Raw genomic sequence first — 22489 nt, 5'->3', positions numbered from 1 at the left:
ATAATTAAGAAATAGGGAATTTATTGTAAATAAATTATTTTTAGTGTAAAAAATAAGGATATATTTACTAGATAGTACATATTATTTATTGCTTATTAAAAGATAAAAAATATAAAATTTTTAAATTAGGTACTTGACTGTTGTAAACTTGTAAAGTATAATAAACAACATCAAGACTAAGACCTACATAAAGGAATTATAATAATTATATTTTAGGCCTATGCTGGGAGGAATCATAATGAATTTTTCTAAAAAACGTTTGCGCATAGCAGGATTACTTCTTGGTATGACAATGTTCGGTAGTATTTTCGCTGGTTGTGGCGGTGAAGAAGCAGCAAATAGTGATGAAATTAAAATCGGTGCCAATTTTGAAATGACTGGTAATGTTGCCAACTATGGTACAACAACATTAGAAGGTTTGAAATTAGCTATCAAAGAAGCTAATGACGCCGGTGGAATTAATGGTAAAAAAATTACTCTAGTTGAAGCTGATAATAAATCAGACCCTGCTGAAGCAGCTAATGCAGCTACAAAACTTATTTCTGATGATAAAGTTGTAGCTATCGTAGGCCCTGCAACTTCTGGTGCAGTACAAGCTGAATCTCAGGTAGCAACTGAAAATAAAGTGCCAATTATAGCACCTGATGCAACAAGCCCTGATATTACAGTAGAAAATGGTCAAGTTAAACCATTTGTATTCCGTGGTTGCTTCATTGACCCATTACAAAGTAATACAATGGCAGCTTTTGCAGCTAACGAATTAAAAGCTAAAACAGCTGTTATTTATTTAGACTCTAGTACAGATTATTCTAAGAGCTTAGCTGAAGTATTTAAAAATAAATTTGAAGCTTTAGGCGGTAAAGTCGTAATGGAAGAAGCTTTCGTAGCTAAAGACCAAGACTTTAAAGCAACTCTTACAAATATTAAAACAGCAAATGCAGATATAATTTATATTCCTGCTTACTATGAAGAAGTTGGTAAAATTGTAAAACAAGCACGTGAACTTGGTATTACACAACCAATTTTAGGTACAGATGGTTGGGATGATACAAAAGTAGTAGATATCGCTGGTGCAGATGCACTTAATAATACTTACTTCATCACTCACTATACTGAAACAGATCCAGATGCTAAAGCTTTTGTAGATGCATTCACAAAAGAATATGGTCATGCTCCAGGTGTATTTGCTGCTCTTGGTTATGATGCAGGTAAAATGCTCGTTGATGCTATAAAACGTGCAGGTAGCACAGATCCAGAAGCAATTCAGAAAGCATTAGCAGAAACTAAAGATTTACAAGTTGGTACAGGTAAACTTACTGTTGATGAAAATCACAACTTGATAAAAAATGCTTTCATTATTGAAATGAAAGATGGTAATAAAGTTCTTAAACAAAGAGTTACACCAACAACAGCAGAAGGCTGATTATACTAGGTGAAAGGGCCGCAATTTTGCGGCCTTTCTTTGTGAAGGAGGAAAGTAAGATGGATTTTTTTGAGCAATTAATACAGCAATTAATCAATGGTATTTCCTTAGGTAGTATTTATGCATTGATTGCTTTAGGCTATACCATGGTATACGGTATTATCAAGTTGATAAACTTTGCCCATGGTGATATTTATATGGTTGGTGCGTATGTAGGCTTTTATGCTGTAACAATGACTAAGATGTCAATTATTCCAGCACTTATCATCTCTATGGTTGTTACTGGTCTTTTAGGAATTTTAGTAGAAAAAATAGCGTATAAACCATTGCGTAAAGCTCCACGTATATCACTATTAATAACAGCTATTGGGGTTTCATTTTTCCTTGAATATACAAGTATGTATTTTGTTTCACCAACACCAAGAACTTTTCCAAATGTTATTGATTCCTTATCTTTAAATATTGGTTCATTTGTAATTAATGGACAGCAATTATTAATTTTTATCATTACTGTAATTTTGATGGTATTACTCACTTACATTGTACAGAAAACTAAAATGGGTAAAGCTATGCGTGCTGTATCCTTTGATACAGAAACAGCTCAACTCATGGGTATAAATGCAGATAGAGTAATTTCTTTTACTTTTGGTATTGGTTCAGCATTAGCTGCCGCTGGTGGTGTTTTAGTAGGTGTATATTATAACTCTATTGACCCACTTATGGGGATTATGCCAGGGCTTAAAGCTTTCGTTGCCGCTGTATTAGGTGGTATCGGTAGTATCCCAGGAGCTATGACTGGTGGTATTGTTTTAGGTGTAATAGAAGCTTTAGTATCCGGCTTTATATCTTCTACATTCCGTGATGCAGCAGCTTTTGCGATATTAATATTAGTATTGTTATTCAAACCATCTGGTATTTTTGGTAAGAATACTAATGAGAAAGTGTAGGTGTTAAAAGTGAATTCTCTTAGAAAAAAAGATATAATAACTTTAATACTTGCGATTGTTTTATTTGGCGTTTTGCAATTTTTAATGGCTGAAAGAATTATTGGCTCATTCTGGGAATTAAATATTTTCCTTGTATGTGTCAATATTATCATGGCAGCAAGTTTAAATTTGATAAATGGTTATACAGGTCAATTTTCTTTAGGTCATGCTGGCTTTATGGCAGTAGGCGCCTATGTTGGCGTAATTTTAACAGTTAATTTTCATTCTCCATTTATTGTGGCTTTATTAATTGGCGGTTTTGCAGCTGGTATTTTGGGATTTTTGATTGGTTTGCCAACATTACGTCTAAAAGGCGATTATTTGGCTATCGCTACATTAGGCTTAGGAGAAATCATTCGTATTGTTATCATGAATATAGAGTATGTAGGTGGTGCAGCTGGTTTTAAAGGTATACCACATAATACGACTTTTCCATGGGTATTTTTTATAATGTTATTTACATTGTTCTTCATTAAGAACTTTGTTAATTCTAAATATGGTCGTTCTTGTATTGCTGTACGTGAAAATGAGATTGCAGCAGAAGCTATGGGTGTTAATACTACAAAATATAAAGTAATGGCATTTACTATTGGTGCTATTTTTGCTGGTATTGGTGGTGGATTATTCGCTCATTGTTTCTATATTATCAATCCATCTTCATTTACTTTTATGGCATCATTTAATTTTTTAATCATGGTAGTACTTGGCGGATTAGGTTCAATTACAGGTTCAATCGCTGGTGCATTTGTAGTAACTTTCGTATCAGCAGCACTTGCTAGCTGGCCTGAATTCCGTATGATTGCATATGCATTAGTATTGATTTTATTAATGTTTTATCGTCCACAAGGTCTTTTTGGTTATACAGAAATTACAAGCCTTAAGATTTTCCAACGTTTTAAGGGAGGTCGTGGATAATTATGGAATTATTAAAAACAGATGGTGTATCAAAAGTATTTGGCGGATTAAAAGCAGTATCTAATTTTGATATAGAGATAAATGAAGGCGAACTCATAGGTCTTATTGGGCCAAATGGTGCAGGGAAAACAACTGCATTTAATTTATTGACAGGTGTATATCAACCAACTACAGGTACTATTGATTTTGCTGGTAAAAGTTTAGTTGGATTAAAACCTTATCAGATAACTTCTCGAGGAATTGCACGTACTTTCCAGAATATAAGATTGTTCTCGGAATTAACTGTTTTAGATAATGTAAAAATAGCATATGATTCTCATGCAAAATATAGTTTAGTGGAGTCTGTACTTCGTTTGGGTAGATATTTCAAAGAAGAAGATGAAATCACTAAAAAAAGTCTAGAATTATTAAAGATTTTTAAATTAGAAGATAAAGCTTATGAAGTGGCAAAAAATTTACCATATGGGGCACAACGTCGCTTAGAAATTGCCAGAGCTTTGGCTACTAAACCAAAATTATTATTGCTAGATGAACCAGCAGCAGGTATGAATCCACAAGAAACACAAGAATTGATGGAAATGATACGCTGGATACGTAAAGAATTTGGTTTATCTATTTTACTTATTGAACATGATATGAGTTTAGTAATGGGGATTTGTGAACGTATTTATGTTTTAGAATATGGTTGTATTATTGCCAGTGGAACTCCAGAAGAAATTCAGAAAAATCCTGAAGTTATTAAAGCTTATTTAGGTGGGGAGGTGTAGAATTTATGTTAAAAATAAATGATATGAATGTTTATTATGGTGCAATTCATGCCTTAAAAGGAATTAGCCTAGAAATCAATGAAGGTGAAATAGTTACTTTGATTGGAGCTAATGGGGCAGGAAAATCTACAACTCTACGCACTATTTCAGGACTTTTAAAACCAAAGACTGGTACAATTGAGTTTGAAGGTAAAAATATTGCTGGAATGCCAGCACAAAATATCGTAAAAGCAGGTATTTCTCAAGTACCAGAAGGTAGACGTGTTTTTGCAGAAATGACTGTTATGGAAAACTTGGAATTAGGTGCATTTATTCGTAAGGATAAAGCTGGCATTGCTAAGGATTTGAAAATGGTATTTGAACGTTTCCCAAGACTTGAAGAAAGGGTAAATCAACAAGCAGGAACTTTATCTGGTGGGGAACAGCAGATGCTTGCTATGGGACGAGCTTTGATGAGTAGACCTCGTTTACTACTTTTAGATGAGCCTTCCATGGGTCTTGCACCATTATTGATAAGAGAAATTTTTTCAATAATACAAGATATCAATAAAGCAGGCACTACAGTTTTATTAGTAGAACAAAATGCAAATATGGCACTTTCTATTGCTAATCGTGCATATGTTTTGGAAACAGGACGAATTACACTTTCTGGTGATGCCAAAGAACTTGCTGCTAGTGAAGAAGTAAGAAAAGCATATCTTGGTGGCTGATTTTATATAGATAATTATTGTATGCAGGGATTCGTTAGATTTATAGCGAATCCTTTCTTATAGGATAATAAAATAAATTTATATGAGGTGAAAAAAATGTTTGTTATTAATAGAATGACGAAAAATCCTATGACAGTAACAGCTGATACTAAAGTTGATGAAGTAGCTCATTTAATGAAAAAACATAATTTTCGTCGCTTACCTGTTGTAGATGATGGCAAATTAGTAGGATTTTTAAGCGATAGTGATTTAATGCGTGTAGCACCATCGCCTGCAACAACTTTATCAAGATATGAGATAAATTCTTTACTTGCAAAAATTTGCGTTCGAGATATCATGAAAAAAGATGTTGTTTCTGTAAATGTAGATGCAACTATTGAAGAAGCCGCACTTATTATGTATAAAAATAAAATTGGCGGTATGCCAGTTGTAAGTAATATGGGTGCTGTAGTAGGCGTTATCACAGAAACAGATATTTTCAAAACATTTGTAGATGTAATGGGCTTAGCTGATGGAAAAACTCGTATTACTTTAGAAGTTACAGATAAAATTGGTGTAGTTAAAGATATCGCAGAAATCTTTGGACAAGCAGGTGTTAGCATTGATAGCTTGATAACTTGTAAAAAAGAAGATAATAAATACGAAATCGTTATTCGTGGCGATATTACTAATATTGATGATATCAAAGCAAAATTAGAAGCTAAAGGTTATAAAGTTATTCATACAGTAAAAATTGGCTGATTTATAAAAATAAAAATGCACTGCTAAATTTATATTTAGTAGTGCATTTTTTGTTTAAAGATTATTATTCAAAATATTAGGAAATAGTAGTCCACCATTTGTTGAATTTTTGATTGTTTTGGTCAATAAACACAGTTTCACCTAATAATGGAGTGAGCAGTTTATATGATTTATTTTGACTAGCTGTATAAATACGTTCAAAAGGTTCTTGCCAGTGGTGAGGGCTTAGAGCAAATTTTCCACAATGTACAGGTAAAAGCATTTTAGCTTGTAAATCCATAGTAGCTTGAGCTACTTCTTCTGGCATCATATGAATTTGTGCCCAAGATGTATTATATTGACCATTTTCCATGATAGCCATATCAAAGCCTTGGAAATAATCACCAATTTCACGGAATTGAGGACTATATCCTCCATCACCACTATAAAAAATTTTTTTGGTAGGTGTAATGATGGCAAAAGAAGCCCAAAGAGTTTTATTATTATCTAAAAATCTTCCTGAAAAATGGCGAGAAGGTAAAATGTGAATTTTTAAATTATCACTAAGTTTTATTTCACGATACCAATCTTCATCATGAATTATATCAGGATTAAGTCCCCAATGATAAAAATGACTACTAACACCTAGAGGGCAAACAATATGCTTGATTTTATGCTTTAGGCTCATAATAGTAGCATAATCTAAATGGTCCCAGTGGTCATGAGAGATGATTAAAACATCAATATCAGGTATATCATTAGCTGTATATATATTTGTACCAGCAAAGGCTTTATTGATGAAAAATAAAGGGGAGGCATAATCACTAAATACAGGGTCAACTAATATCTTGATACCATCAATTTGCAGATAAAAACTAGAATGACCAAACCAAACAAGTAAATTTTCTTTAGGATTTAGAGATTTTAAATCTGTTTTTTGCGTAGGAATATTTTCCTTAGGTATAGTTACACCTTTAGTAGGAAATAGAATTTCTTTGATACCATTATAATAATTATCTTTATTGACTAAAACAGATGTAGGCTCAAGATTTTGAAATGCTCCATTTACATAATGCGGAGATTTTAAAATCTTAGTCAATTCATCACCCTTAGGTGAGCGACCAATTTTAGGCTGATTAATAAAACCAATACCACCCATAGCTAATAAAGCTGTAGTAATACCGGCTAATTTAAAGAAATTGCGACGAGAAATAGACATAAAAATTACTCCAATATATAATAATTAATTTAATTATACATATTGGAGTAAACTTAAAGTCAACATTAAACTTACTTTTCTTTGGTGGGCAAAGAAAAGTAACAAAAGAATACCCACCACAGATAAAATTTTAGTTTTGAAAATAATTATCGCTTCATACAACGCTTAGAAACTCGCTTCGCTCAAACATTCAGACTAAAACCGTATTCAGCGATAATTATTTTCAATAACCTTTGGTTACCACTAAAATTTTATAATGCGGAAAATAAAAGTTACAAATTATTATTATATAGTGAATAATAATTTTATAATTAAATGTTAAAAATAGAGTTAATTATAATAAATGCAAATTTTCCCCGCATTAGCAGACTTTTACGGTAGCTGAAAGCTATTGACAAAGATAAAACTAGGGCTACGGTTTTAGTCCTACTGTTTGAGCGAAGCGAGTTTAGAGCGTTGTAGACATAGTTTTATCTTTGTCAAAGTAAAATCAATATTGCGGGGCTTTTTCTTTTTGGTTCATTTTTCTTTTGGTTAAAAGAAAAATGAACAGATAGATGATTATTTTTTTATTAGTAAGCATACAGATTCTACATGACCTGTTTGTGGGAACATGTCTACAGGTTGGATTTCTGTAGCTTTATAGCCTAATTCGTCTAAGATACCGATATCGCGAGCAAGTGAAGCTGGGTTACAAGATACGTAGACAATGCGTTTTGGTCTCATGGCAGCGAAAGTTTTTAAAACTTCTGGTGCACAGCCTGCTCTTGGTGGGTCAGTTACGATTACATCTGGACGAAGTCCTTTGCGATAGAGTTGAGGCATTAATTTAGCAGCATCGCCTGTTAAGAATTCAGCATTTCTTATATTGTTATCACGAGCATTAGCGATAGCGTCTCGGATTGCTTCAGGTACGATTTCCATACCGTAAACTTTTTTTGCTTTTTGAGCTAAAAATAAAGAGATAGTACCTGTGCCACAATAGCCGTCAATTACAGTTTCTTTACCTGTTAAATTAGCATATTTTAAAGCACATTCATATAATTTTTCTGCTTGTTCTGTATTTACTTGGAAGAAAGAAAGTGCGGATATTTTGAATTTTAGACTGCCTAATCTGTCTGTGATATGGGAAGCACCCCAAAGAATTTTGCACTCTTTGCCCATGATGATATTATTTCTACCAGTATTGATATTTTGTACGACACTTGTCAAATTTGGAATTTTAGAGCGTAAGAAATTCACGATTTCACGTACACGAGGTATTTTTGGTTGAGCAGTAACGAGTACGACCATACATTCAGTTTCATCGCGATTAGTACGACCTACAACATGGCGTAAAAGACCATAGTGAGTTTTTTCATCATAGACACTTAATTTAAATTTTGTAGCCATTTCACGTACAGCATTGGCAATTACATTATTTGTATGTTTTTGAATATGGCAGTTTTCGGTATTGATGATATTATGACTGCTATGAGCATAACAACCAACGATAATACCTTCTTTTTTATTTCTGCCGATTGGAAATTGCATTTTATTGCGATAGTGCCATTCATGAACAGATGGCATAGTAGGGTGAATGATGATATCTTTTTTGATAGCGATATGTTCCATCATATCGATTACTTTTTGTTTTTTAGCATTGAGTTGAGCTTCATAAGAATAATGTTGAAGCTGGCAAGCACCACAGTCATCATATACTTTACAAATTGGTTTTATTCTGTCTGAAGTTTTTTCAAGTATAGATACTATTTCGCCTGTAGCATAATTTTTTTTCACAAGTGTAATTTTAGCTTCTACAGTTTCTCCAGGAAGTGCATAAGGAATAAATACAGTGAAATTTTCAAAGCGTCCAACGCCTTCACCGCTTTGCCCCATTCCTGTGATTTTTATTTCATATTTCTGTCCTACTTGAACAGGAATTTTACTTTTCATTAATTAAAAAATCCTTTCTATAATAAAAATTATTTAGCAAATGATACTTGAGTTAATAAATCAAGTGGTTTATCAATTAAAATATCTGCGCCATTTTGTTTTAATTCATCAGCAGGTCTAAAGCCCCATAATACACCAACAGCTAACATATCGGCATTTTTGGCAGTCTGCATATCTACATCAGAGTCTCCAAGATAAGCTATTTCTTGAGGTTTTAATTGCCAATTTTGGGCAATCATCAAGACTTTGCCTGGGTCTGGTTTGCGTTTTAAGCCAGCTTTATCGCCGATTATTTCGCTGAAAATACCTTCACCAAATAATAATTTTACGATATTTTTGGCAGCTTCATCATGTTTATTTGTACAAATACCGAGTTTTATATTTTGTTGTTGTAATTTTTTTAATAAAGTTAAGATATCTTCATAAGGAGCTGTATGGTCTAAATTATGTTTAGCGTATACTTGCTTGAATTTAGCTAAAGCTTCATCTAAAAGATATTGTTTATCTTGAGGTAGGGAACGCTCCATTAATTTTTTTATGCCGTTACCTACGCGATATTTATAACTTTCGATATCATGAGTAGGTAAATTATATTCAGTAAGTACAGTGTTTACACTATTTGCTAAATCTGTTAAAGAATTAACAAGAGTGCCATCAAGGTCAAATATAACGCCTTTGTAGTTCATAAAATCAACCTTCTTATATTTGTAGTTTTATATTAAAAATTAGTATGTGATTTTTCTAATTCTAAGAGATAATTTTTTAATTTTAATCCACCTGCATAACCGATTAATTTTCCATTAGAGCCAATCACACGATGACAGGGAATGATAATAGGCAGTGGATTTTTATTATTAGCCATGCCTACAGCTCGACATGCTTTAGGCTTATTGATTTTTTGAGCGATTTCTTTATAACTAGTAGTTTGTCCATAGGGAATATTTTGAAGTTCTTTCCATACTGCAAGTTGAAATGGCGTACCTGTTAATTTAAATGGTAAAGAAAATGTAGTGCGTTTCCCTTGGAAGTATTCATCTAATTGAATAGTAGCCATAGATAAAAGCTCTGTTGTTTGTAACAGAGCTTTTTGTGGTTGCGTAAATTGAATATTAATTAAATGAGTTTCTGTCGCTACTAGATATAAAGAGATATTTTCAAATTGATATTTACAAGAATAAAACATCTTTAAACCTCTTTTATCATGGTAGTTAAAATTTCAGCGATTTGTTTTAATTTCCAAGGTTGCATTTTCAATACAGGTATGGCTCTTTTATATTGATATATAGTCGCCATGATGATGACATCACTAGTTTCTTTGCTTAAATCAGCACAATGACGAGAGATAGCAACTTCGCCACCTTTACTTAAAAATGTTTGTTTTAAAATATTGGCAGCTTTGCTATTTACATCATAGAGTTTTATCACTTTGAAAAGAGCTTTATCTTGCATTATTTTTATGCCAGCATCAGTGCAGTGGATATCTTGCATAGCTTGGCGAACATCATCGATAGTATTTAAATTTAAAATTTGAGGTGTGAAATCATTTGTCATTTTGTTTAACCTAAATAAGGATTGATTTGTTTTTCATAGGCAATAGTAGTTGCTCCACCATGACCAGGAAAAACAGTTAAATTTTCATCTAAAGTCAAGATTTTTGCTTTTAAATTGGAAATTAAATCAGTCATAGAGCCAGTAGGAAAATCAGTTCTACCAATAGAGCCAGCAAATAAAGAGTCGCCACTCATAACAACGCCTTCACCAACAAGGCAAATTCCACCAGGTGTATGCCCTGGAGTATGGATTACTTTTAGATTGCAATTGCCAAAAGAAATAATATCGCCTTCATGTAAGATTATATCGGCAGGTTGAGAAATTATAGGTCTACCCATATAGCCATTTTCAGAAAGATTGAGATGTGGGTCAGTGAGCATACAAGCATCATCAGCATGAATAGCCAATTTTGCTTTTAGAGCTAAACCTAATTCTTTATTAGCGCCAATATGGTCAGCATGTCCATGTGTATTTACAATATATTTAATATGAAGTTTTAAATTATCGACTACATTTAAAATACTTGTAGCTTCATCGCCTGGGTCGACGATTATGCCTTCTAAAGTTTGTTCATCATATAAAATATAGCAATTTTCCATGATTGGGCCAACTACTAAGGCTTTTATTTTCATGATAATGCTCCTTTGTAATTTTTATTAGTTTATTTTTCTTTAGCAGAACTACTCAAATTACGACGAACGCTGTAAACATCTTTAAGACGGCGGAGTGTATTCATTAATTGTTCTGCACGAGCTAAATTTTTTGTATGGAAAGTAATAGTCATGACAGCAGTTTTATTGCTAGGAATACTGCGAGAGGAAATATTTTCAATATTTATTTTCGCATCAGAAATTCTAGCGATAATTTCAGTTAAGATACCTTGTCTATCGTAGCAACCAACTTCGATAGTTACAGGATAAGATTGGTCTGTGCTGATATCCCAATTTACATCAATGACGCGCATCATATCATTGCCTTCACGTAATACATTTGGACAATCAGCGCGATGAACAGATACCCCGCGACCACGAGTTATATAACCGATTATTTGGTCGCCTGGGATAGGATTACAACATTTTGCTAAATGCACAAGGAAACCATCTTCACCTTCGACTAAAATACCATGACTTGCTTTTTTCTTAGGTGTTTTAGGCTTGATTTTTTCAAGCATTTGTGAAATATCCGGAGGGGTGATTTCTTGTAGGTCTTTTTTATAAAAAGCAATGAGTTTACTCATAATACTATTTACAGTGATACCACCAAAACCGATAGAAGCAAACATATCATCAGTATTTTGGATATTTAATTTTTGAGCTACTTGTAAAAGTCTATCATTTTTGGCTAAATCTTTAAAATTGTATCCTAAATGTTTAGCTTCATTTTCTAATAATTCAAGACCGCGGGCGATATTTTCTTCACGGCGTTGTTTTTTGAACCATTGGCGGATTTTTGTTCTTGTCTGTGAAGAAGCTACGATATTTAACCAATCTGGACTTGGGCCATTATTTTGTTTATTGGTAATTACAGAAACAATATCACCGTTTTGCAAAGTATATTCAAGTGGAACAATTTTGCCATTTACTTTAGCACCTACACAGTGATTGCCAATATCTGTATGAATGTGATAAGCAAAATCTATAGGGTTTGAGCCTTTTGGTAAATTGATAACATCACCGCGAGGAGTATATACGAATACTTCATCGGAGAAAATATCAATTTTGAGTGCTTCAAAATATTCGCGTGGGTCGGAAAATTCATCTTGAAGTGTAATCATTTGGCGAAGCCATGAAAGTTTTTTATCGTATTCGCTATTGGCTCCTATACTTTTATTGCCAGCTTCTTTATATTTCCAGTGAGCAGCAATACCATATTCAGAAATAGCATGCATGGCAAAAGTACGAATTTGAATTTCAAGTGGTAGACCATTATCTGTGATTACAGTAGTATGCAAAGATTGATAGCCGTTAGTTTTTGGTACAGCAATATAATCTTTAAATCTACCTGGTAGCGGTTTCCACATAGCGTGAATAATACCAAGTACAGTGTAGCAATCAGGGATAGTCTGCACTAATACACGCACAGCGAGTAAATCGAAAATATCGGAGATATCTTTATTGCTTTTTTTCATTTTGCGGTAGATACTGTAGAAATGTTTTGCTCTACCTTTGATTTCACCTTTTAAATGAATTTTATCAAATTCTTGTTGGATTTTTGCCACAGCATCATTGATAAAACCTTGGCGTTCTTCACGTTTTTGATTTACTTTATCGACTAAATCATAATAAGTTTCAGGTTCAAGATAACGCAAACATAAATCTTCAAGTTCCCATTTGATATTGGAAATACCAAGGCGATTAGCAAGTGGTGCATAAACTTCTAGCGTTTCTTTAGCAATGCGTTTTTGTTTTTCTTCACGCATATATTTTAAGGTACGCATATTATGCAAGCGGTCGGCTAATTTTATCATGATTACACGAATATCTTTAGCCATAGCTAAAAACATTTTGCGATATGTTTCAAGCTGTTGGTCCTCTTTGGATTTATATTTCATTTTGCTGAGTTTAGTTACGCCGTCAATGAGCATAGCTACTTCTTCGCCAAAGAGTTCTTTCATTTGTTCAATGGTATAGATTGTATCTTCCACAACGTCATGCAATAAGGCAGCAGCAATAGTAACATCGTCGATATGTAAATCAGTTAAAATCATAGCAACATGTAATGGGTGTGTGATATACATTTCACCTGAAATACGTTTTTGGTCAGCATGCGCCTCATAAGCAAGATTATAAGCTTTAGTAATTAAATCAAAATTAGCTTGTGGATTGTAACTTTTTACGGTATTGATAATATCATCAATTGTAATATCCATATTATCAGTTTTCATCTTAATCACTCCAAAGATTATGAAAAACATAATCATAAAATTTATCGAAAGACTAAAAAGGAATATATAAAATTATAAAATAATGATAATATATATATATAACATAATCAAGATAATATATGTTTTATAATTTATCAGAGATGCGTTTTTATTTTTATATTAATGATAAAAATATATTTTAATGAAGGAATGGTGCAAAATGAATTTAAAAGCAGAAAAATTTAAAGCTTATATAGCAGAAAATAATATTACAAATTTCAAAGTAGAAGAAAGTATAAATAATAATGAAGAAGAAAATGCACGAGTTACTTTTCATACATATGTAAAAGTATTTGGTCAAAAATTGCCTGCTGTAATCGTGATGGATGAAAGTATTTATGTTATTTTACGTGTGCAGGTAATACCAGACATTGAATATATGAAAAATAAAGATGAATTCATTCGTTGTGTAAATGAGATGAATATAAATTATAAAGCAGTAAAATATTATTTAGGTGCAGATAATGCTTTATATTTAGATATGTATATTCCTAATAAAAATGATGATTTAGATGGTGAATTAGTAATGGATTTATTAAATGCAATCACAGTTCATTTAGAAAAAGAATATCCAAATTGGATGAAATTATTATGGAATTGATGATAAAACTCTAATTTGATACAGTAAAAAAGCAAATAAGATAAAGTGAAAAGAAAGCCATTACTAAAGATATAGTGATGGCTTTCTTTTAGGAATGTTAATGTGTCATTAATAGGTAAGTAATCTTGACACTGTTTCTAAAAACCTTTACAATACTTCTATATGGTTACGTCAGCTATATGAATTTGTAAAGAATATTTAGAAAAATTTAACGTAAAGGGGGGTGGAGATTATCGTTGAATTATTATTAGCGATAATACTTGCACTAGTTGTAGGCTTAGGTGCGGGCTATTGGATGAGAAAACGCAGTGCAGAATCACAAATTGGCTCTGCTGAAGCTGAAGCAAGAAGAATTGTTACAGAAGCCGAAAAACAGATTGAAACTAAGAAAAAAGAAGCAACTCTTGAAGCAAAAGAAGAAATACATAGAATGCGTCAAGAGTTAGACCGCGATACAAAAGACCGTAGAAATGAACTTTCCCGTCAAGAACGTCGTTTGGTACAAAAAGAAGAAAATTTAGATAGAAAAATTGATTCTTTAGAGAAAAAAGAAGAAGTTTTAAATCGTAAAGAAGCTGAGATTGATAAATCTCAAGCAAAAATAGAAGCACTTCATGCAAAACAGTTAGAAGAATTAGAACGTATTTCTGGACTTACTACAGAAGATGCACGCAGTATGTTACTTGCAGATGCTGAAATCGAAATCAAACATGATAAAGCTGTAATGATTAAAGAATATGAACAGCAAGCAAAAGAAGAAGCAGAAAAACGTGCTAGAAATATCATTTCTTTGGCTATTCAAAGATGTGCTGCTGACCATGTAGCAGAAACTACTGTTTCTGTAGTAGCATTGCCAAATGATGAGATGAAAGGTCGCATCATTGGTCGTGAAGGTAGAAATATTCGTGCTTTAGAAACAATGACAGGCATTGATTTAATTATTGATGATACACCAGAAGCTGTAATTTTATCTGGTTTTGATCCTGTTCGTCGTGAAATAGCACGTATTGCTTTGGAAAAACTCATTACAGATGGGCGTATTCACCCAGCTCGCATTGAAGAGATGGTAGAAAAAGCTCGTAAAGAAGTAGACCAACGCATTAAAGAAGCAGGAGAACAAGCTTGCTTTGAAACTGGTGTACATGGATTACATCCAGAAATTGTAAAATTATTAGGTAGATTAAAATATCGTACAAGTTATGGTCAAAATGTATTAAATCACTCTGTAGAAGTATCTCATTTAGCAGGTGTAATGGCTGCTGAATTAGGTGTTGATGTAAATCTTGCTAAACGCGGTGGTTTATTACATGACATAGGTAAAGCTATTGACCATGAAGTTGAAGGTCCACATGTTACTATCGGTGCAGATTTAGCGAAAAAATATCGTGAATCTGCTGATGTTGTAAATGCTATAGCTGCTCATCATGGTGATGAAGAAGCAAAAACTGTGGAAGCTGTACTCGTTGCAGCAGCTGATGCTGTATCAGCCGCACGTCCAGGTGCTAGACGTGAAAGTTTAGAATCTTATTTGAAACGTTTAAAACGTCTTGAAGAAATAGCAGAATCCTTTGAAGGTGTTGACCGTTCATTTGCTATTCAAGCAGGTAGAGAAATTCGCATTATGGTTAAACCAGAAAAAATGGATGATATCTCAACTGTTGCTTTAGCTCATGATATCACTAAGAAAATTGAAGCTGAACTTGAATATCCAGGACAGATAAAAGTAACTGTAATTAGAGAAACTCGTGTAGTTGATTATGCAAAATAAAGATAATAATTTCTTTTGACATAAAGTAGAAGCAAGAAAGTAGTTATTAATATTGATAACTACTTTTTTTGCATTAAATCTCTTTTTGGATAAATTGAATAGATATAAAATGAGTTTGTGATTAATATTATTTGATTTTGCAGTGAGGTTACAATAATGCAAATTACTAAAACTAAAAATGAGAAAAAACCTAATATGGATTGTGTTAACTTATTGACATCAGTATTGATTTATTATCCAGAGATTAGCAAAATATCTATAGAACCAGATGAAAAAATATATATAAATTATATTATCCAAAAGATATTAACTGATGAAGAAATAGAAAAAACACAAACTTTACTAGAAGAATGTTTAAAGTCCTATCATTATTTAGAAAAAACACAAGTAGAATGTGATGAAGTAAAAATAAATATAGAAGAAAAGGCTACTTTTATAACGATAAAAAGAGATATGAAAACTTTTTCTCACGGAGAACTTCGTTTGATTAATACTTTAATTAATGAAGAATTTGGCGAATTACTCATCATGGATACAGATAAAATTCCTATGATAGATAGTACAATGTTATCGCAAATAGATTTAATAGATACGATGTTTGCAAGTTTGAAAATTAATCCAGTAGTAGAAAAAATGATAGGTATTCGCGAAGCTGGTAGAGTCATTGTGTTTAATAAATAATTAATAGATTTTGTGAAGAATAAAATAAGAGGAGAATTTATTTTGAAATTTTTAATTGTTGGCGATGTATGTGGTAGACCAGGTAGAGAAGCATTTAGAAAATATGTTCCAGAATTGAAAAAAGAACATAATATAGATGTAGTTGTAGTTAACGGCGAAAATATTGCAGGTGGCAGAGGTATCAGTCGCAAAACTTTAGATGAAATTTATCGAGCTGGAGCAGATATAGTAACTTCTGGTAATCATATTTGGGATCAAAAAGAAATTGTATCTTTTATAGATGATGAACCATTTTTGATAAGACCTGCCAATTATCCAGAAGGAGCACCAGGCAAAGGTTATTGTATCTATCCATTTAAAGCTAAAAATATCGGTGTAATCAATGTATCTGGTAGAACCTTTATGCCACCAATGGACTGTCCATTCCAAAAGGTCGACGAAATTTTAAAAGAAATTAAAAATCAATGCGATATTATATTAGTAGATATACATGCAGAAGCTACATCAGAAAAAATAGCTATGGGATTTTATCTCGATGGTAAAGTAACTTGTGTCGTTGGAACTCATACTCATGTGCAGACAGCTGATAATAGAATTTTACCTAAAGGAACAGCATATATCAGTGATTTGGGTATGGTAGGACCTTATAATTCAAGCCTTGGTATAAATGTAAATAATGCAATAGATAAATTCATCACATGTAGACCAGTGCGTTTTGAAATGGCAGAAGGTCCAAATATTTTTTCTGCTGTTGTTTTAGAATTAGCAGAAGATAATAGCGTAAAATCCTTTGAAAGAATACTATTTAACGAAGAATAAAGAATATACAAGTATACAGTTATAAAAAAAGGATTTTGGAACTTGTTTGGCGAACTTATATAATAATTCCTAATCGTTAAGGGGTGTACATTATGGAAGTATTAAGAGTATCAACAAAATCCAATCCAAATTCTGTAGCAGGAGCTTTAGCAGGAGTATTAAGAGAAAAAGGAACAGCAGAATTACAAGCAGTAGGTGCAGGAGCATTAAATCAAGCAGTAAAAGCAGTAGCTATAGCACGTGGCTTTGTGGCACCTAGTGGCATTGATTTAGTTTGTGTACCAGCTTTTGCTGATATAGAAATCGATGGCGAAGAAAGAACTGCAATAAAATTGATCATTGAATCAAGATAAGGTCGTATGAGTACATAGACTAAATTATTCATATTCGCTAATTACTTTTTAGGTTAAGTTGAATTTTAAGACAGGGTATGTCTAAGGTTTAGTAATTTATTTATTGAGCTTTAGACATACTTTGCGTTTAAGGATAATAACCATTATAATTATATATAATATGAAATAATAACTGTATTTTTAAAATATATTGTTGATAAAAAACGAAAAATTCTAAAAATATGTTAATTAAGTAGCTTAATATTGATAAAAAGGAGCATAAGATATGGATGTTATTGCGTTAGTAGGACCAAGTGGAACAGGAAAATCCCATAGAGCATTAATGGTAGCAAGACAAAATAAAGCTGATGCCATTATAGATGATGGGATTTTGATAAAAGACAATAAAATCATAGCAGGTCATTCTGCTAAAAGAGAAGCAAGTAAAATCATGGCGATAAGACGAGCTGTTTTTGTAGTGCCTGGACATGCCGAAGAAGTGAGAAATGCTATAGAAAAAGAACAGCCAAATAGAATTTTGATTTTAGGCACTTCTGAAAATATGGTGCATCGCATTGACAAAGCTTTGAATTTGCCACCAATTAGTAAAATTATCAATATAGCAGATATTGCTACAAAAGCAGAAATGGCAAAAGCTCAATTTTATCGCAATCGTGAAGGTAAACATATCATTCCTGTACCAACTATTGAGTTAAAACCACATTTTTCAGGTTATTTGATAGACCCAATACAATCATTTTTTAAAAAATCAAGTACAAAACGCCGTCGTTTAGGTGAAAAATCCATAGTACGACCAATTTTTAGTTATTATGGAAGACTTATCATAGATGATGCTGCAATTTTATCCATTATTAAGCATATTGCTAAGGATAAAGATTATGATTTTAAAGCTTCACATATACATGTTGACCATGTTTGGGAAAAAGGTGAAGATAAAGGGATAAAAGTTTCTTTTGAAGTAGTTTTGAACTATGGAAGTCATATTCCAACAATGATACAAGGCATACAAAAGAAGATAAAAGAAGTCGTAGAATATATGACAGGTATGTTTGTGCATGATGTGGATATTGTAGTCAAAGGATTGAAATTCAAATAAAATATTGTATCGATACAATATTGACTTTTTTCGTATTTTAATTGACTTTTAACTAATAGATATCTATAATTTTAAATAAATTTTTTATTCTATTAGATAAAGGTGATAAATTATGGCATTAGAAAATTATAAAGCATTGACTATAGCAGGTTCTGATACTTCTGGTGGAGCTGGCATGGAAGCCGATTTAAAGACTTTTGAAGAGATGGGCGTTTATGGAATGGTGGCACTAACTGTAATTGTGGCACAAAATCCAAAAGATTGGGCTCATGATATCTTTCCTATAGATTTGCCTACTATTGAACGTCAGATTGCAACTGTTGGTGAAGGTATTGGCATTAATGCCATGAAAACAGGTATGTTAGGTTCAGCTGCTCTTGTAGAATTAGTAGCAAAATCCATAGATAAATATAATTTTAAAAATGTAGTAATCGACCCTGTAATGGTTTGTAAAGGTATCGACGCTATCATGGTACCAGAAGCAGCCGAGGCAATAAAATCTTTATTGGTGAAAAAAGCTGATGTAATAACACCAAATACAGTAGAATCTGCTTATCTTGCAGGTATGGAAAAAGTGGAAACTGTAGAAGATATTAAGGAAGCTTGTGTAAAAATCAATAAACTTGGTGCGAAAAATGTCATTATAAAATCTGGTAGTCGCGTAGATGGCGATTATATGGTAGATGTGTTATTTGATGGTAAAGAATTTACTATCCAGAAAAAAGCTAAGATGAAAAATATCTATAATAGTGGTGCTGGTTGCACTTTCTCCGCAGCAATAACAGCAGGACTTGCTAAAGGTTTAGATATCCATCAAGCTTTTGAAAATGCTCAAAATTTCATTGATAAAGCTGTAGCAAACTCATTTAAATTGAATGAATTTACAGGAGCATTAGCTCATTGGCAAACAAGATAAATAAGTAAAATAAAAAGTATCTTTTTCTGACTTATATTTCAGCTAGAAAAAGATACTTTTTTTATTTATATTTAATTGAAATTAGCGCGCAATAAAGCTATTTCTTGAGCATATCCATCATGGTCATTTGGTGTTTCTAAAATAAATGGCAAATGTTTCAATTGTGGGTGGTTTATAATTTTTATGATAGCATCAAGACCTATTTTACCTTGACCAATTTTTTCATGGCGGTCTTTATGAGTGTTTAAGTCATTTTTACTGTCATTTAAATGTATAGCTTTTAATTTATCAAGACCGATTATTTTATCAAAATCGGCTAGGACATCATCTAAATTATTTACAATATCATAACCGCCGTCCCAAATATGACAAGTATCAAGGCATACACCTATTTTATCTTGTAAATTAATACGCTCGATAATTGCTTGGAGTTCAGCAAAAGTTTTGCCAACTTCAGTGCCCTTTCCTGCCATAGTTTCTAATAAAACAGTAGTCTGTTGCTCAGGCCACATCACTTCATTTAAGCAATCACTGATAGCTTTGGTGGCAAAATCTATGCCTTGCCCTAAATGATTTCCTGGGTGGAAATTATAATAATTATGAGGCAACTTTTCCATGCGAAGTAAATCATCAGCAATTGTTTGGCGAGCAAATTCGCGTACTTCTTCGCGATTGGAACATGGATTTAATGTATAAGGTGCATGAGCTACTAATTTATGGAATTTATATTGTTTGGCTAGTGCTAAAAATTGTTGAACATCATTATCGTCTATATCTTTGGCTTTGCTACCACGAGGATTTCTAGTAAAAAAAGAAAATGTATTAGCATTTAAACTTAAAGCTTCTTTACCCATTTGTAAAAAACCTTTTGAAGAAGATAAATGGTTACCTATATATAAAATAAAAATCACTCCTATAATTTAAATTAATTAAAAATAAATATTAGTTAATATATATTATATCATAGCTAAAATGTTTTTTAAATTAACAGGATTTTTTTATTTATATAGTGAATTAATAAATTAGTAATTAAATAAAAAAAGAGGGATACAAATGGAAAAGGCAAAAACTTTATTAGAGATAGCGCGAATTATAAGCGGTAATGACGATGATGTATTAGCGGAAATAGAAGAGAGTATCGATAATATAGAAGCATATGCACAAGAGCATTTAGAAGAGTTTGAAGAGCGTAATATCAGTATAAAATATGATTCTGTAGAAGATTTGCAATGGCTAGTTACAGTGAATATTTTAGTCAGAAATAATTATGTAATGCAAATACAAGAAGATTGTAGTATTACTGATTTTGGTTGGAGCCTGAAGAGTTTGCGAACTTTTAAAGAATATAATCTAGCTTTGGATAGTAAGTTTGAAGAAGAAGATTATGAAATAGATAAATATGACTATAATGAAGATGATGAGTACGATTATTACAATGAAGAAATGGACTTTATTGATGATGAAAATATCATAAATTGGTGTAAATATCTTGATAGTAAATGGTTTGATGAAGATATTTGCATTGGTATGATAGATTTAAGTCCAGATATTTTCACTTTATTTTTAGCATCAGAAGAAAATCTTGAAGACTTAGAAGATTTGGCTGATAGTCTAGGAAAAGTAATATCTACAGTATATTAAAATGAATTTTAGGGCATAATAAAAGACACTAGATTATTTCTAGTGTCTTTATTTTTTAGTAGATTTAATTATTATTTCGTTCTGTTTGGCTTACTGCGATAGTTACAGCAGCATCACCTGTAATATTAAGACAAGTACGGATCATATCTAATACACGGTCAATACCAGCAACGAGTGCAAGACCTTCCATAGGAAGACCTACAGTCTGTAATACGAGTGCAAGCATGATAACACCAGCACCAGGAACACCAGCAGTACCTACAGAAGCAAGTGTACCAGTTAAGACGATCATAAGCATTTGACCTGCTGTTAAATCGATACCATAAACATTAGCGATAAAGATAGCACAAACACCTTGATAAATAGCTGTTCCGTCCATATTGATAGTTGCGCCTAAAGGAAGTACGAAGCTAGCAATGGATTTATTAGCACCAAGATTTTCTGTACAGTTTTTCATATTTACAGGAAGTGCAGCAGCGGAGCTACAAGTTGTGAAACCTAAGAGCATTGTTTCTGTCATACCTTTAAAGAATTTCAAAGGACTCATTTTACCGAGTGTAGAAACGATGGAAGAGTATACAACAAGTGCATGAATGATACAACCGATATAAACAGTAACGATAACGGATAAAAGTGGTAATAAAACTTTGGGACCATTAGCAGCAACTACTGGTACTAAAAGAGCAAATACACCATAAGGTGCAAGGTTCATAATCATGGAGATTAATTTATAACTTACTTCTGCTAAAGAATCAAAGAATGTGAGAAGTGGCTGACCTTTTTTGCCTACAGCAGTGATACCAATACCAATAGCTAATGCAAACACAATGAGAGGAAGCATATCAGCTTTTGCCATAGTCATGATAGGATTAGATGGTATCATACCAACTAAAACGTCCATAAAACCAGGAGCTTCTTTAATATCAGGAGCTTTTTCAGCTACTAAATCCATACCTAAACCAGGTTGTAAAACAGAAGCTAAACCAAGGGCAATGATAAGAGCAACAGCAGTTGTCACTAAATATAATAAAATAACTTTGATACCAATGCGACCAAGTTTTTTTGTGTCACCTAGACTAGCAACACCACAAACTAAAGATGCTAATACTACAGGTACAATAATCATTTTGATTAAATTGATGAACATTGTACCAAATGGCGCAAGATAAGCTTTGAGCCATGGTAAATTTTCTTCGCCAAGGATAAGACCAACAATTACGGATAAGATTAAAGAGATGAAAATTTTTACCAAATGCGAGCGTAAAGCCCCTAAATTTATTTATGGGGATATAGGCTCGCTAAAAAACAATGATTCGATATCATTGTTTTTTATTGTATTATATTTTTAATAGTTATATAATACTTTTATGAAATATAAATCAAATAATAATATAGTATATTCTTGTAAATATCATGTAGTATTTTGTCCTAAATATCGTAGAAAAGTGTTGAACAATGGTGTTGA

General features: G+C 32.4%; 24 protein-coding genes. 15 read left to right on the top strand and 9 right to left on the bottom strand.

Annotation, left to right across the window (positions count from 1 at the left end; genetic code table 11):
* Window positions 1-238 precede the first annotated feature (238 nt).
* The 6 genes from F553_RS0108545 (at window position 239) to F553_RS0108520 (ending at window position 5542) form a co-directional block, all read left to right on the top strand.
* Window positions 239-1423 carry an ABC transporter substrate-binding protein gene (locus tag F553_RS0108545; protein ID WP_008539868.1) on the top strand — a complete coding sequence of 395 codons (1185 nt, stop codon included), beginning with the start codon at window positions 239-241 and terminating at the stop codon, window positions 1421-1423.
* 59 nt (window positions 1424-1482) lie between these two features.
* Window positions 1483-2370 (top strand): branched-chain amino acid ABC transporter permease, encoded by an 888-nt coding sequence (locus tag F553_RS0108540; RefSeq protein WP_008539869.1) that lies wholly within the window; start codon window positions 1483-1485, stop codon window positions 2368-2370.
* Between the two features lie 9 nt (window positions 2371-2379).
* Window positions 2380-3324, top strand: coding sequence for a branched-chain amino acid ABC transporter permease (locus tag F553_RS0108535; protein ID WP_008539871.1), 945 nt, complete (start codon window positions 2380-2382; stop codon window positions 3322-3324).
* Between the two features lie 2 nt (window positions 3325-3326).
* The gene (locus F553_RS0108530; RefSeq protein ID WP_008539875.1) at window positions 3327-4091 is read left to right on the top strand and encodes an ABC transporter ATP-binding protein; all 765 of its coding nucleotides are present in this window, start codon (window positions 3327-3329) and stop codon (window positions 4089-4091) included.
* A gap of 5 nt (window positions 4092-4096) precedes the next feature.
* Window positions 4097-4801 carry an ABC transporter ATP-binding protein gene (locus F553_RS0108525; protein WP_008539876.1) on the top strand — a complete coding sequence of 235 codons (705 nt, stop codon included), beginning with the start codon at window positions 4097-4099 and terminating at the stop codon, window positions 4799-4801.
* A 96-nt stretch (window positions 4802-4897) separates the two neighbouring features.
* Window positions 4898-5542, top strand: coding sequence for a CBS and ACT domain-containing protein (locus F553_RS0108520; protein WP_018999775.1), 645 nt, complete (start codon window positions 4898-4900; stop codon window positions 5540-5542).
* Window positions 5543-5618: 76 nt separating this feature from the next.
* Here F553_RS0108520 and F553_RS0108515 read toward each other — a convergent pair whose 3' ends face one another.
* The 7 genes from F553_RS0108515 to F553_RS0108485 all read right to left on the bottom strand — a co-directional run bounded on the left by F553_RS0108515 (window position 5619) and on the right by F553_RS0108485 (window position 13110).
* The gene (locus tag F553_RS0108515) at window positions 5619-6740 is read right to left on the bottom strand and encodes an MBL fold metallo-hydrolase (protein ID WP_018999774.1); all 1122 of its coding nucleotides are present in this window, start codon (window positions 6738-6740) and stop codon (window positions 5619-5621) included.
* Between the two features lie 561 nt (window positions 6741-7301).
* Complete coding sequence (gene rlmD, locus F553_RS0108510; protein ID WP_018999773.1) at window positions 7302-8675, bottom strand: 23S rRNA (uracil(1939)-C(5))-methyltransferase RlmD; 1374 nt, start codon at window positions 8673-8675, stop codon at window positions 7302-7304.
* Between the two features lie 29 nt (window positions 8676-8704).
* Complete coding sequence (locus tag F553_RS0108505) at window positions 8705-9361, bottom strand: HAD family hydrolase (RefSeq protein WP_018999772.1); 657 nt, start codon at window positions 9359-9361, stop codon at window positions 8705-8707.
* Window positions 9362-9393: 32 nt separating this feature from the next.
* On the bottom strand, window positions 9394-9858 hold the full coding sequence (locus tag F553_RS0108500; RefSeq protein WP_018999771.1) for a methylated-DNA--[protein]-cysteine S-methyltransferase: 465 nt from the start codon (window positions 9856-9858) through the stop codon (window positions 9394-9396).
* Window positions 9859-9860: 2 nt separating this feature from the next.
* The gene (locus F553_RS0108495) at window positions 9861-10226 is read right to left on the bottom strand and encodes a hypothetical protein (RefSeq protein ID WP_018999770.1); all 366 of its coding nucleotides are present in this window, start codon (window positions 10224-10226) and stop codon (window positions 9861-9863) included.
* 5 nt (window positions 10227-10231) lie between these two features.
* The gene (locus tag F553_RS0108490) at window positions 10232-10858 is read right to left on the bottom strand and encodes an MBL fold metallo-hydrolase (RefSeq protein WP_015562124.1); all 627 of its coding nucleotides are present in this window, start codon (window positions 10856-10858) and stop codon (window positions 10232-10234) included.
* A gap of 29 nt (window positions 10859-10887) precedes the next feature.
* Window positions 10888-13110, bottom strand: coding sequence for a RelA/SpoT family protein (locus tag F553_RS0108485; protein WP_018999769.1), 2223 nt, complete (start codon window positions 13108-13110; stop codon window positions 10888-10890).
* Between the two features lie 199 nt (window positions 13111-13309).
* Here F553_RS0108485 and F553_RS0108480 point away from each other — a divergent pair, with 199 nt between their 5' ends.
* From F553_RS0108480 to thiD, 7 genes are all read left to right on the top strand, one after another.
* Window positions 13310-13750: a hypothetical protein gene (locus F553_RS0108480; RefSeq protein WP_008539887.1), complete on the top strand. Its 441-nt coding sequence runs from the start codon at window positions 13310-13312 to the stop codon at window positions 13748-13750.
* Window positions 13751-13973: 223 nt separating this feature from the next.
* Entirely contained in the window at window positions 13974-15518 is a 1545-nt protein-coding gene (gene rny / locus F553_RS0108475; protein WP_008539888.1) for a ribonuclease Y, read from the top strand.
* A 156-nt stretch (window positions 15519-15674) separates the two neighbouring features.
* Window positions 15675-16199 carry a hypothetical protein gene (locus F553_RS0108470; protein WP_018999768.1) on the top strand — a complete coding sequence of 175 codons (525 nt, stop codon included), beginning with the start codon at window positions 15675-15677 and terminating at the stop codon, window positions 16197-16199.
* Window positions 16200-16241: 42 nt separating this feature from the next.
* Window positions 16242-17018 carry a TIGR00282 family metallophosphoesterase gene (locus F553_RS0108465; protein WP_008539891.1) on the top strand — a complete coding sequence of 259 codons (777 nt, stop codon included), beginning with the start codon at window positions 16242-16244 and terminating at the stop codon, window positions 17016-17018.
* A 92-nt stretch (window positions 17019-17110) separates the two neighbouring features.
* Complete coding sequence (locus F553_RS0108460; RefSeq protein ID WP_008539893.1) at window positions 17111-17371, top strand: stage V sporulation protein S; 261 nt, start codon at window positions 17111-17113, stop codon at window positions 17369-17371.
* 265 nt (window positions 17372-17636) lie between these two features.
* Window positions 17637-18467 carry an Asp23/Gls24 family envelope stress response protein gene (locus F553_RS0108455; RefSeq protein WP_018999767.1) on the top strand — a complete coding sequence of 277 codons (831 nt, stop codon included), beginning with the start codon at window positions 17637-17639 and terminating at the stop codon, window positions 18465-18467.
* Window positions 18468-18579: 112 nt separating this feature from the next.
* A complete protein-coding gene (gene thiD / locus F553_RS0108450) occupies window positions 18580-19383 on the top strand; it encodes a bifunctional hydroxymethylpyrimidine kinase/phosphomethylpyrimidine kinase (RefSeq protein WP_008539897.1) in 804 nt (267 codons plus the stop codon).
* 71 nt (window positions 19384-19454) lie between these two features.
* Here thiD and F553_RS0108445 read toward each other — a convergent pair whose 3' ends face one another.
* Entirely contained in the window at window positions 19455-20285 is an 831-nt protein-coding gene (locus F553_RS0108445) for a deoxyribonuclease IV (RefSeq protein ID WP_026296986.1), read from the bottom strand.
* Window positions 20286-20436: 151 nt separating this feature from the next.
* Between F553_RS0108445 and F553_RS0108440 the strand changes: the two genes are divergently transcribed.
* Complete coding sequence (locus tag F553_RS0108440) at window positions 20437-21024, top strand: DUF6630 family protein (RefSeq protein WP_008539901.1); 588 nt, start codon at window positions 20437-20439, stop codon at window positions 21022-21024.
* Window positions 21025-21088: 64 nt separating this feature from the next.
* On the opposite strand, the gene F553_RS0108435 is transcribed toward F553_RS0108440, so the two are convergent.
* Entirely contained in the window at window positions 21089-22276 is a 1188-nt protein-coding gene (locus F553_RS0108435; RefSeq protein WP_018999765.1) for a dicarboxylate/amino acid:cation symporter, read from the bottom strand.
* Between the two features lie 115 nt (window positions 22277-22391).
* Here F553_RS0108435 and F553_RS12335 point away from each other — a divergent pair.
* Window positions 22392-22489 (top strand): transposase (locus F553_RS12335; RefSeq protein ID WP_208854022.1); only part of this gene is annotated, 98 nt, incomplete at its 3' end.

It is taken from the genome of Megamonas rupellensis DSM 19944, from assembly GCF_000378365.1.
GTDB lineage: Bacteria > Bacillota > Negativicutes > Selenomonadales > Selenomonadaceae > Megamonas > Megamonas funiformis.
Note: the sequence above shows the minus strand (reverse complement) of the source record. Positions and strands in the feature narration are given on the sequence as shown.

Coding starts and splice junctions, on each gene's coding strand:
- F553_RS0108485 (WP_018999769.1), bottom strand. CDS start 13,110: ATGAAAACTGATAATATGGATATTACAATTGATGATATTATCAATACC.
- F553_RS0108495 (WP_018999770.1), bottom strand. CDS start 10,226: ATGACAAATGATTTCACACCTCAAATTTTAAATTTAAATACTATCGAT.
- rlmD (WP_018999773.1), bottom strand. CDS start 8,675: ATGAAAAGTAAAATTCCTGTTCAAGTAGGACAGAAATATGAAATAAAA.
- F553_RS0108490 (WP_015562124.1), bottom strand. CDS start 10,858: ATGAAAATAAAAGCCTTAGTAGTTGGCCCAATCATGGAAAATTGCTAT.
- F553_RS0108520 (WP_018999775.1), top strand. CDS start 4,898: ATGTTTGTTATTAATAGAATGACGAAAAATCCTATGACAGTAACAGCT.
- F553_RS0108530 (WP_008539875.1), top strand. CDS start 3,327: ATGGAATTATTAAAAACAGATGGTGTATCAAAAGTATTTGGCGGATTA.
- F553_RS0108440 (WP_008539901.1), top strand. CDS start 20,437: ATGGAAAAGGCAAAAACTTTATTAGAGATAGCGCGAATTATAAGCGGT.
- F553_RS0108470 (WP_018999768.1), top strand. CDS start 15,675: ATGCAAATTACTAAAACTAAAAATGAGAAAAAACCTAATATGGATTGT.
- F553_RS0108460 (WP_008539893.1), top strand. CDS start 17,111: ATGGAAGTATTAAGAGTATCAACAAAATCCAATCCAAATTCTGTAGCA.
- F553_RS0108455 (WP_018999767.1), top strand. CDS start 17,637: ATGGATGTTATTGCGTTAGTAGGACCAAGTGGAACAGGAAAATCCCAT.
- F553_RS0108500 (WP_018999771.1), bottom strand. CDS start 9,858: ATGTTTTATTCTTGTAAATATCAATTTGAAAATATCTCTTTATATCTA.
- F553_RS0108480 (WP_008539887.1), top strand. CDS start 13,310: ATGAATTTAAAAGCAGAAAAATTTAAAGCTTATATAGCAGAAAATAAT.
- F553_RS0108515 (WP_018999774.1), bottom strand. CDS start 6,740: ATGTCTATTTCTCGTCGCAATTTCTTTAAATTAGCCGGTATTACTACA.
- F553_RS0108545 (WP_008539868.1), top strand. CDS start 239: ATGAATTTTTCTAAAAAACGTTTGCGCATAGCAGGATTACTTCTTGGT.
- F553_RS0108525 (WP_008539876.1), top strand. CDS start 4,097: ATGTTAAAAATAAATGATATGAATGTTTATTATGGTGCAATTCATGCC.
- F553_RS0108505 (WP_018999772.1), bottom strand. CDS start 9,361: ATGAACTACAAAGGCGTTATATTTGACCTTGATGGCACTCTTGTTAAT.
- thiD (WP_008539897.1), top strand. CDS start 18,580: ATGGCATTAGAAAATTATAAAGCATTGACTATAGCAGGTTCTGATACT.
- F553_RS0108540 (WP_008539869.1), top strand. CDS start 1,483: ATGGATTTTTTTGAGCAATTAATACAGCAATTAATCAATGGTATTTCC.